The organism is Limnospira sp. PMC 1279.21, from assembly GCF_032349615.1.
GTDB lineage: Bacteria > Cyanobacteriota > Cyanobacteriia > Cyanobacteriales > Microcoleaceae > Limnospira > Limnospira fusiformis.
The window spans coordinates 1-11,499 of record NZ_JARPLU010000077.1 but is presented as its reverse complement, the minus strand read 5'-3'; the positions used below and the strand labels follow the sequence as shown (position 1 = coordinate 11,499).

At 48.3% G+C, this 11,499-nt stretch carries 8 protein-coding genes and 1 pseudogene; 7 read left to right on the top strand and 2 right to left on the bottom strand.

Features of this window, described 5'->3' with window-relative positions; genetic code table 11:
- Nucleotides 1-130: 130 nt before the first annotated feature.
- Nucleotides 131-688, bottom strand: coding sequence for a phage tail protein (locus P5683_RS13150; RefSeq protein WP_006622185.1), 558 nt, complete (start codon nt 686-688; stop codon nt 131-133).
- A gap of 92 nt (nt 689-780) precedes the next feature.
- Nucleotides 781-2,508, bottom strand: a complete 1,728-nt coding sequence (locus P5683_RS13145; protein ID WP_315640128.1) for a phage tail sheath C-terminal domain-containing protein — start codon at nt 2,506-2,508, stop codon at nt 781-783.
- A 529-nt stretch (nt 2,509-3,037) separates the two neighbouring features.
- Between P5683_RS13145 and P5683_RS13140 the strand changes: the two genes are divergently transcribed.
- The 7 genes and pseudogenes from P5683_RS13140 to P5683_RS13110 all read left to right on the top strand — a co-directional run.
- Entirely contained in the window at nt 3,038-4,369 is a 1,332-nt protein-coding gene (locus tag P5683_RS13140; RefSeq protein ID WP_193520529.1) for a DUF4255 domain-containing protein, read from the top strand.
- 24 nt (nt 4,370-4,393) lie between these two features.
- Nucleotides 4,394-6,328, top strand: coding sequence for an ATP-binding protein (locus tag P5683_RS13135; RefSeq protein ID WP_006622189.1), 1,935 nt, complete (start codon nt 4,394-4,396; stop codon nt 6,326-6,328).
- Between the two features lie 116 nt (nt 6,329-6,444).
- Nucleotides 6,445-7,437: a YbjN domain-containing protein gene (locus P5683_RS13130; RefSeq protein ID WP_315662512.1), complete on the top strand. Its 993-nt coding sequence runs from the start codon at nt 6,445-6,447 to the stop codon at nt 7,435-7,437.
- Nucleotides 7,438-7,500: 63 nt separating this feature from the next.
- The gene (locus P5683_RS13125; protein ID WP_006622191.1) at nt 7,501-9,945 is read left to right on the top strand and encodes a substrate-binding domain-containing protein; all 2,445 of its coding nucleotides are present in this window, start codon (nt 7,501-7,503) and stop codon (nt 9,943-9,945) included.
- A 10-nt stretch (nt 9,946-9,955) separates the two neighbouring features.
- The gene (locus P5683_RS13120) at nt 9,956-10,180 is read left to right on the top strand and encodes a hypothetical protein (RefSeq protein ID WP_006622192.1); all 225 of its coding nucleotides are present in this window, start codon (nt 9,956-9,958) and stop codon (nt 10,178-10,180) included.
- 79 nt (nt 10,181-10,259) lie between these two features.
- Nucleotides 10,260-10,745 (top strand): phage tail protein, encoded by a 486-nt coding sequence (locus tag P5683_RS13115; RefSeq protein ID WP_006622193.1) that lies wholly within the window; start codon nt 10,260-10,262, stop codon nt 10,743-10,745.
- A gap of 49 nt (nt 10,746-10,794) precedes the next feature.
- Nucleotides 10,795-11,499, top strand: a pseudogene (locus P5683_RS13110) (hypothetical protein); the annotation flags it as partial.

Genomic DNA, 11,499 nt, shown 5'->3' with positions numbered 1-11,499 from the left:
TTCTGCACCCGCCCTTCTTTGAGGGGACGGGAAAACCAGCCAATTCTGCACCCGCCCTTCTTTGAGGGGACGGGAAAACCAGCCAATTCTGCACCCGCGCCCGATACTGATGCACCCACCTACCCATAAATTAAACCGCAGCCCCACTCCTCATACTGGCAACTTGACCGCCCAGAGCCACCTCTTTGGTAATCATTTCAGCAACGATTTCGTAGGTTTCAACCGCCAAATCTCCCGAGGTCGAGTCCATATCAGCAATGGAATATTTTTTCGGCCAAGCACGTTCCAGGTTCCAGCGTAAAACCTCTTCTCCGTCAGGAGAATACAGCACCACAGAACCACTAGCCCGGTACTGAGACCATTTCCCTTCTCCTCCCTCTTCGGGTGGTAGACAGGCTTTGAACCAAGCAAATAGCTGGCGACTGGCATCGTTGGGGTCGTCGCTGATGTAGGTTTCGATCGTCATTGATGGGTTGCTTTCATAACCGGCGATCGTACTTTGGCGAACCCGGCGACCTTTGCGACCAGAACCCAAGGCTTTATCACCTCCGGCTACTTTTCCCTCGTAGGTCAGGGCTGCCATACTTTTGATATAAGCATTTTGGACAATATTCCCGACAGTATCATTGCGAAAATCAATTTGATACCGGGTGGCGGTAGTGGTAAAAACCGGAGCAGCACTACTCATGATTCGATTCCCTTGTTTAAGTGTAAATATCAAAAAAATCTCGACTGCCTCCAATGGGTTGGTTTTGGAGGCAGAGATTTAAGAGAGTTGGCTTATTCGCCGTCACCCTCAGCGGTCCACTGACTGATGCGGAACACCACAAATTCAGCCGGACGCACTGGACAAACACCCACTTCCACAAACAGGCGACCCAGCATCATGCTTTGGGGGCTATTTAGTTCAGCATCGCACTTGACATAAAAAGCCTCGCTGGGACTGCCACCCGTCAGCGCTCCCGATCGCCATAATTCAGTCAGGAAGCTGCTAATAGTGCGTTTGACCCGCTGCCATAGGTCTTCGTCGTTGGGTTCAAACACCACCCACTGGGTACCGTTTTCGATGGACTTCTCGATGTAGCTCATCAGACGGCGAACGTTGATATAGCGCCATTCGGTTTTGTCGGGTTCGACCAAGGTACGAGCGCCCCAGATCCTGATACCCCGGTTATCAAAGGGCCGGATACAGTTGATGCCAATAGGGTTCAGCAGTTCCTGTTCTCGGAAGTTGCACGGGTGAGTCAGACCGATCACACCTCTTGGTACTTCGTTAGCAGGTGCTTTGTAAACCCCCCGGGTTTCGTCCACCCGCGCCCATACTCCTGCCATGTGGCCGCTGGGGGGAATAGCTATGGGCCGTCCGGCGTTGCGGGGGTTCGGAACTAAAATCCACGGATAGTACAGGGCCGCAAATTGCGATCGCCGGTTAAATTCTTGGCTTAACCAACGGCTGATATCCTGCGGTTTCACCCGATCAGGCGGCGGGTCAAGGATGATCATCCGGTTGGGGGCGTTGGGGATGTCTCCGTCTGCGGCTCCCTCGCACATACTCACCATCAAGTCCATTAGTCCGTGGAGTTGATCTTGATCAATCAATCCCTGTTCGTAGACTTTCATTAAGTCGGGACAACAGACGATAGTTATTTCGTCAATTTCAAATAGGCCGCGAATCCCGGTGCGATCCTCCCTCACGCCTTCCACATGGCGCGCTAAGTTGTCGGTTTCTGCTATAATTGCCGGAGGGCTGACTTCATAAATGCCGTTAGACGGGCGGCGAGCCAGGGGACTACCACTGATAGCCAAATCTGTGGCTATAATGTACTGGGATTCTTCCAGGGCGCTAACCACATAATCGGCTACTGCTGTTTCGATGTCTGGATTCATACTCAGGTGCGGGAACCGTTCGAGTTCCTCACTTCCCTGGCGGATCACTATGGTGAAAAATTCCCCTGTATTAGCAGTAACGATCGCTTCTGATGCTTCCGTTTCTTCGCTGGGGGGTTTCGGATACCCTTCGGTAATTTGCACCCGGATAGAGCGATCGCTCACAGCCAGGAACCCGTTTTGCGAACTGTCGGCTAGGGAACTTTCCGAAGCACCATCTTGGGAACTCTCACGGATCGAAAATCTTAACGAAGGACGATTAGCGCGGTTGACAATTTCGGTTCCCGTTTCCGTCACTTCCGGCTTAGGAGAACCGGGGAGTCCTGTTCCCATGCTAGTAATCCAGCACCGACCGCCGCCGTTGAGAAACCAACCGTAAACTGAAAAGGGAAGATAGGCTCCGAAGTCGGTGAAACCGTCCGAGTTGGTTCGACCGAAGTATTCCAGATACTGCTTCCAACTGGTGACTAACATCGGCTTAAAAGGTTCAGCCCCACCTCGGATATCTTCCGTGAAACCGACAAATCCGGCTACAGCGGTGGGAACACCCTGAAGAGGTCGAGAGCCGCGATCGACCTCTTCAATGTAAACGCCAGGTGCAAAATAGTCAAGCCTAGCCATAAAAATCTTTCTCCCTGAGAGTGGGCAGTTTGGACACTCCCCAGCCTAAGTGCGTGGGGACTCTGGGGCTGAATCCTGCCTCCACTAACGCTCGTTAGTTTTGGTCTTACAGTTTCATGTCTAAAAGGACGAGGTTTTAAACCCATTTTTTCTGATCAACCGGATGGATAAATTTTGAAAATCAGCATAGCGTGGATAATCCACAACCTGCTCATGCTGGGTCTTTTACCTATTTATCATTTCTAGGATGTGCTTTATCCATCCAAGCTTACGCAAGAATTTGGAGTTGTTCAAAATACTACACCGAAATCTCGACCAAATATACTTATTTTGATAACGTTTTTTTGAGTTAATTATACTTATGTGAATATATATGAAGTAATTGTTAATATATATAATCTGCCGTTCATAATGATCGCTATAGACTCAAAGTGGTATTAAATAGTGGAGGAGCATCAGAGATGAACATCAAAGTTCCCCAGAAACCCCTCCTCACCATTGCCACCCCTTATAACTGGCCCAGTCAGCCATGAGTAATCATCTAGCCGTCGCCACCGCCACCGCGACCTTACAGCGCATCCTACAGCGAGCCGTTCAAAGAGACGTAGACGGAGCGCGAGTCACCACGGTGCGCCCAGACGGTTCTAGCGGGTCAATTCCCGAAACAGGTGTGAACCTATACCTGTATCATATCAAACGCAACCCGGCCCTCACCAACCAAGACACCCCCAACTTCCAACGGCGCGGGGACATGACCCGTCGTAGACAAGCGGCGATCGACCTATTCTATGTGGTATCCTTCTACGGCAACGATGGCGATCTCGAACCCCAGCGCCTACTGGGTAGCGTCGTCCAAACCCTGGAAGACCAGTTAGTATTGAGTGCGGACACCATCCGCGCCACGATCGCCGACCCCACCTTTACCTACCTCGCGGACTCCGACCTAGCGGAACAAGTGGAACAAATCCGCTCGGAATTTATCTCTGTCTCGACGGACGAACTCTCCAAAATCTGGTCTGTGTTCTTCCAAACCCCCTACGCCCTGTCCCTGGTGTACAAAGTGACTGTCATCATCATCGAAAGCGACATGGCGGGACGTTCCGCCCTACCTGTGCGCGATCGCATTTTAGGCAGTACAGTCTTTCCCAAACAACCCATCATCACCCAAGTGGTGGCGGTGGGAGGTAAAAATCAACCCATTTTCAGTAACAGCATCCTCTCGATTCGTGGCCAGCATCTCTCTGGTGTCTTAACCCAAATCCGCATCGGTCAACTAGAAATCACCCCCCAAGTCATCAACAACGGAGAACTACGGCTCCCCTTGAGCCTAATTGAAACAGACCAACTACGGGCTGGGGTTCAAAGCCTACAGGTAATTCACCTACAAGCCCCACCCGTACCCCCCCGTAACGGGTCCCGATCTAGCAGAAGGGGGAGTACAGCCACCACTAACGGTAGCACTCCTGCTCGTGTTCCCCAAGTGGAATCTAACGTCGCCCCCTTCGTCTTGCGGCCTACTATTGATGCAGTGACAGTCCTAGACTTAGATGGATTTGACGAGGAGCCACGGTCGGGAACCCTCAGCATTAGCCTTAACTTGGCGATCGCTCCAGGTCAGCGAATTGTGGTGATGATGAACGAATGCAACCCCAATAGCAATAATCCCATCGGCTACCTATTCACCGCCCCACCCATTACTCGCGCCACGGCTACCGTCTCCATCCCCATTCGGGAAGTCAAACCGGGAGAATACCTGGTGCGAGTCCAAATTGATGGGGCAGAAAGTATCCTGAGTGTAGACGACAACCCCGACAGTCCAACTTTTGAGCAATACATTCAACCTAAAGTAGCGATAAATTAAACAGCACGCGACTCTCCATTCCCCATGACTGACTCAAACTGGCATTCACTACCGAATCAACAAACTCTCATACTCGCCTTAACCCGGATTAAGGATGCCCTCCGGGCGGCATCCAATGGGCAAACCAGATCCGAAACAACCGAGCCATTCATCGTCCCCCCTGTCCTAGAGCAACTGTGCGAGACCTTTGGGCTGTCTAGCTTTGAACAAGATTTGCTGCTGTTGTGCGCGGGAATGGAACTCGATGGGGAATTTCCCCTACTCTGCGCGGAAGCCCACGGCGACCCCCAAAAGCCTTATCCTACCTTTAGCCTCGCCCTTAATATCCTCGATCGCCCCCATTGGAGCGCCCTAACACCCAATGCTCCCCTACGTCGCTGGCGTTTACTCGAAGTGGGAGGCGGTGCGGTTTTGACCCTCAGTCCCATTCGCATTGACGAACGTATCCTCCACTATCTCATCGGTATACAGCATCTCGATGAACGCTTATTCGGCATTGTGGAATCCCTTGGGGAAGCCTCCCTGTTAGTCCCCTCCCATCAACAACTCGCCCTAAAAATTGCCCAAACCTGGTCGAGCTTTAGCGAACAGTCTCAGTTACCGGTTGTCCAGCTTTCCGGGGAAGATATGGCGACTCGACAAGCTATCGCACAGGTCGCCTGTCAACAGTTAGACCTGGAACTCTATCATAGTGATGGCGATCGCATCCCCTCGACCACCGCAGAATTTAACCTTATGTTAAAACTATGGGAGCGCGAGTCCGTTTTAGGAGGCTATGCGCTCCTCCTCGACTGTGAACAGGTGGAAATGAGTCGCCACGGAGACGGTATCTGGCAACTGATTGAGCGCATCGGTAGCCCCCTGATCATTACCGTCCGCGATCGCCTTCCTCAACGAACCCGACCCCTCCTCAACTTCGAGGTTACCCGCCCCAGCGCTGCGGAACAGTACCAGTATTGGGAAGAACACCTGGGAGATGTTACACACCTTAACGGCCACCTACAACGAGTTACCGCCCAATTTAACCTCCCCTCCCCCGCCATTCTCTCCGTTTGTACAACCACCGCCAGCCAGGGAATTTCCCCCCACGATACCGAAACCTTTATTGACCATCTTTGGGATACTTGTCGCGTCCTTGCTCGCCCCCGCATGGAAGATATGGCCCAGCGCATCGAAGTTAAAGCGACTTGGGCGGATTTGGTTCTCCCAGAAGCTCAAATGCAAGTTCTGGAAACCATGGCGGCTCACCTCCGCCAACGTTCCCAAGTTTATGAAAATTGGGGTTTCAGTCAAAAAAGCGATCGGGGTTTAGGTATCAGCGCCCTATTCGCTGGACCCAGTGGGACGGGGAAAACCACGGCGGCGGAAGTTTTAGCCCAAGCCTTGCGACTCGATTTATACAAAATTGACCTCAGTTCCGTGATTAGCAAATATATCGGCGAAACCGAGAAAAACCTTCGCCGGGTCTTTGATGCTGCGGAAAGTGGGGGCGCAATTTTGCTATTCGATGAGGCTGATGCGCTATTTGGTAAGCGCAGCGAGGTCAAAGACTCCCACGATCGCCATGCTAACATCGAGGTTAGTTATCTTCTGCAACGCATGGAGGCCTACCGAGGTTTAGCTATTCTTACCACCAACATGAAGGGGGCGCTCGACCCCGCTTTTCTCCGTCGCATCCGTTTTGTGGTCCAGTTCCCCTTTCCCGATGCTAAACAACGCGCCGAAATCTGGCGGCGTATCTTCCCCTCGGAAACTCCCACTGATGGGCTCACGGTTGAGAAATTGGCGCGCTTGAGTGTTTCTGGGGGTAATATCCGCAATATCGCCCTTAATGCGGCTTTTCTGGCTGCTGATGCCGGGGAACCGGTAATGATGAAACATCTACTCGCTGCCGCCCAAAGTGAATATATGAAATTGGAAAAACCTTTGATGGATAGTGAAGTTAAAGGCTGGGTTTAATAATTAATAATTAATAATTAATAATTAATAATTAATAATTAATAATTAACATGAAAAAAGAGATTTCTTTGAAGCAAATATTGACCTTTGTTTTGCCCTCAAAATTAACCATTGAAATGCTTGCTTTAAATGGTATTTTTAGAGAGAATGATGGTAAGGATATTGATTTTTGTCTCACCCTAGAAGTATCCTTTGATACCTATCAATTGATTGAACAGGAACAATTGTTTAACTTGAAACCAGAGGTTTGTAGTCCCTTAATCGATCGCCAATTTGACCCTTGCACCAATTTAACGTTAGAATTGATGCTGAAACCGGGTTTGCTGCCTCAACTCACCCAGGACGGAACCACGACGGCTACTCTCATCAACCACCTACAACAACTACCCGGACCAGAACCCCTACCTCACCAATTTACGGAAAACTGGTTTTGTTTGGGAGTGCGACAAGAACAATTAGACAAAACGATCGCCTATCGTACCCTTTGGGATTGGGCAAATCCTGACCAACTCCGTCAACTGGTTGCTACGGGAAAAGACGCTTTTCAGCAGTTAGGGACGCAAATTCAAACGGCTTTGTTACACGGAACCCAAGCCATCGAAGAAATTAGCCGGGAATTGGGCGCGCCGCCAACTGGAGACTCGGAATCCCCAATTTCTGCCCCCATTTCCCAAATCATGGCTGCCTTTTTTAACCAAGATGATTGGGACTACGTTAGCTTAGAGGAGGGGGCTACCCTAGAAATGGCATTTATTGGCGACAATGGCCGTTGGAGTTGTTCCGCACAGGCGAGAGACGAAGAACAACAATTCCTGTTTTACTCGATTTGTCCCCTGACAATTCCTGCGGAAAAGCGATCGGCTATTGCTGAATTATTAACAAAAGCTAATTCTGGTTTGATTCTGGGCAACTTCGAGTTAGACTATTCTGATGGGGAGGTTTGTTATAAAACCAGTATCGATGTAGAAGGCGATCGCCTCACCCCGACTTTAATAGAATCCCTCGTTTATACCAACGTGACCATGATGGATCAATACCTCCCAGGTATTATTGCTGTACTCAATGGGACATCCCCCGATGATGCGATCGCCCAAGTTGAGGCTGAATAAATATCCTATTTTCTCACCCCCTAATTGACTACCTAACACCTGCTTCTTGGGAGCCTTTATGTAATGGTAAGACCCCCTCAACGCCCAATTCCGAAAACCCGAACCGCAAAAGCCATCAGAGAAAGCACCATTGCTACCGCCCAACACCGCGTCCGACGGGTAGGTTATAATGCCTTCGCTCCAGTCTATCGATTTCTCCCCCTGTGGGTAGTTCGGCTTTTACCCTTCATTCGCGAAGATGTCCGAGATCTCCTCCGACGGCGGAAACGAGGCGAAGAAATTCCCCAAGACACAGACGACATCGAAACCCTCGATACCCCTCCACAACTTGCGGAAGTCAGCCCCGGTGTCCTCAACCCCTATCCTAAATATCGCTGTACCCACGGCAACCCCCTATTCTGCCCCCTGGCTAACTCATCCCCCACGGCGGCAGAACCACAGGCTTTAACCTGTCTACAATGCGGATTTCCCGCGATACTCCCCACCAAATCGGAAATTATCGGCAACCAAGGCCGATATCGCATCGTCAATTTCATCGGCAGTCGGGGTCTGGGTCGCCTTTATCAAGCAGTGCAAACCAACAACAATAAAACAGTCATTATTAAAGAATATCTGCTCCCCCAACGCCACTTTAACCCCCAGGAAGAACAGCAGACCAAAACAGTATTTGAAAATGTGGCAGGATTAGTCCCCGCTGATGGTCGGGTGCAGGACTTTCGGCTGCTGGTCCCCTCAGAAGCGATCGCCGACCGCCACCAACCCCGCTGCTACACGGTCACCCACACCCTCTCCAACAGCTATCCCAGCGTGCGAAGCTACCTCCGCCAATTTGGTGCCATGACTCCCCACCAAGTGCGGCACTTCCTTGATCAGGTTTTGCAAAGCCTCGAACCCCTCCACACCCAGAAATACCGCCTCCCCTCGGGTCAAATTCACTCACTTGTAGCCCACGGGAACCTCAGCCTGGACACGATTCTGATTTTACCCATCGAACAGCATCAGTTTCACCGCCCCCAATTTCTCGTCTACATAGCCGATTTGACCCTGACAGAAAAGCCATTTCAGCCCGGGTTAACCACGGTTAGCCAGGCTGATCCTAGCCTCGATTTAAGGGCTTTAGGTGCGATCGCCTTTGACCTTTTAAAAGGAAATTGGCAACATAATTTAACCTCCCCCGTTGATACCCGAGGGCAAACCTTCCGTTACCAATTCCCCGAAGATTGGCCAGAAACCTATCCCCCCCTGCAACAGTTTATATTGCGACTCCTGGGATTCAATATACCCTTTGAAAACGCCAAAGCCGCCCGGGAAGCACTCCCCCAAATACCGGAAATTGACCACAATTATCAAGCGATCGCATTAGAAAAAGAAGACACAAAACGCCCTTTTCCCCGGTTATGGATTCTGCTGCTGCTTCTACTGGCTTTTTTAGGAGTAATTGGTATCTGGCGGTTATTATATCGCCCATCTATAGTCCTAGCTGACCACCGTTTTTTACCCTGTTGCATCAAAGATATTGCTGCTATTCCCAAAGGAAGATTTAGCTACACCGCTAATGAAAATGGGGTTTGGAATTATGCAATCCGACAGCGCAACTTAGTAGAAAAAGGTAAAACATTAGAGGAGGAATTACAACAGCGCATTCCCCAGATGAAATTGGTTTATAAACCCCAACCGACAACGGAAAAAACACTGGCTAAAGTTCGCAACCAAGAGGTAGATTTTGCCATTACCAGCTTAATCCAAGACTTAGACAGAGATTTAAATGCTATTCCCTTTGCGTATGATGGTTTAGCCGTGTTTGTCGCCTTTAGTTACCAGCGCCGCCAGAATTCCTTACCTCACAATTTAAACGGACAAATATCAATTAAGCAATTGCGACAACTATACACCGGAGAAATTAACAACTGGAAACAGTTAGGAGGGCCAGATTTACCGGTGCAACTGTACATCCCCACCGATGCAGAAGCGATCCGCATTTTTGAAGAACGAGTCCTACAAACCGAGCGAGCGATCGACCAATTTCGGCGACTGTGGCAAAGCTCTCCCTCAGACAATTTTATCACAACTGAAACCAATGTCAATAGAATTCGCCAAATCCCCACTTTTCAAGCCATGAGAAGAGTTCTTCAGGATTTTGAAGAACGGGAAATTGGCAGCCTATCTTTTGGCCCCCTCAGTCAAGTTTTTCAGCAGTGTTCGGTCTACCCTCTGGCGATCGCAGAAGGGTTGAGACCAGCGGTACAACCCCTAAGTCAACATAACAATCAACCTATTACACCCGCGACCGATTTGTGCAATGATAAAGGTAGTTACCATCCATCTGTTGAGAAATTTCAAACCGGACAATATCCTTTAGCCTATTCTCTGGCTGTTGTTTATTCCTTTGATAACAGCTTATCCCCAGTCGGGCAGAAATTCGCCGAAATTATGAAAACCGAAGAAGCACAAAATCTGCTGATCAAAACCGGATTAGTTCCTTTACAAAATCTCAACCCAAATCCTTAATCACTGAATCATGAAACCTAACCATCAACCCCCAATACCACACCCGCCACCCGGACAACCTAGCCACCCCATTGGCTTAGTCGCACCCACGAAAATACAGTGCGATAATCCCGGAGATTTGATGTATAAAATCGCCCAAAAAGTTCGCGCTGACCCGATGCTCAAAAAACAAGTTGAACAACGAGTTTACGAAATGTTAATTTCTGACCTCAATTTAATCCGTGAGCGACATTAATTTTCGGTTTCAATTTTGTTGTGAATAAATATCCAGGCAAATCATGCTGATCATACATCCTAGGAATACCTTATAATCCATGTATAATTATATCACAACCAATCGCTTTTATGTAGAAATGGAAAGTACCATTTCCGCATCATTTTCCGAATGTTCTGGCTTCGGAGTAACCTTACAAAAAGAAGCATATTTAGAAGGTGGAGTCAATGACCAACAGCGAGTATTTATTGGTCATGCAGAGTTTGACGACATCACCTTAAAGCGGGGAATGACGAATAGCACAATTTTCTGGGATTGGATGCTAACTACCATCAGTAATCCCATATATAATCGTCGGAATATCAATATTTTGATGTTCAATCAAGCGGGGGAAATTATGCAAGCATGGACTTTGATTGGTGCTATTCCTATTTCCTGGAAAGCACCAGGATTTCAAGCTGAAGGAAGTTCAGTAGCGATCGAAGAATTAACCCTAGCTTATGAAGGGTTAAAAGTGACCATAACACCTCGAGGCGCAGGAGGTGCAGCCATTAATAGAAGGCGGGATAATGATGGATACTTTTAAAACCACAATTATCAAATATTATAGTAAGTCATAAATTTACTTAATTTGTATGTCTAAAAACCCAGATAACGTGACATCAACTAATACAAATTCACCATCATATTTAGGCGTAAAAAATCCTTTAATGTCTCCTACGCCATTAGGTCAAAAATTTTTACAGCCTCTGGGTGCGCGTTCCATATCAGTTTTAGATTTATCTTTATTCGCGGGTGAAGGAGTACAATTACAAAGTTTTGATGAGTGGGATAGTCCTTTTTTATTAGAGTCAAAGCCTAACTTTAGTAATCAAAACATCATCCAAGAAAAGCCACTTAACTCTGTCGATTTTACCCCAAATGCAGAGACAACATCGATTCCGCAATCCACAGAAACATCTGCTATTTTTACATCAGAAACACCTGAAATTAGCCGGGAATTAGATTCACCATCTGAGGAATTAGACAATCTTAATCAAGACCAAACAAAAGTTAATTATCAAAAATCAACACCATCAAAGTCAACCATATTTAGAAGCATATTAGGAGATAATATATCTCCAAAATCTAACAAATTTTATCCTCCCAAACACCCCAAAATAACAGAAGAATCGAAATCCCCTAATCCTGAGTCCATACAAAGACAATACAAATCTTCAACTTCTGAACCTATTTCCGACATATCCCTAATTCAGAGACTCCCAGAAACTTCCGATTCGGTGGATGTAAATAATGCGATCGCTTCTCATGACTCCACAATTCAGAGACTCCCAGAAACT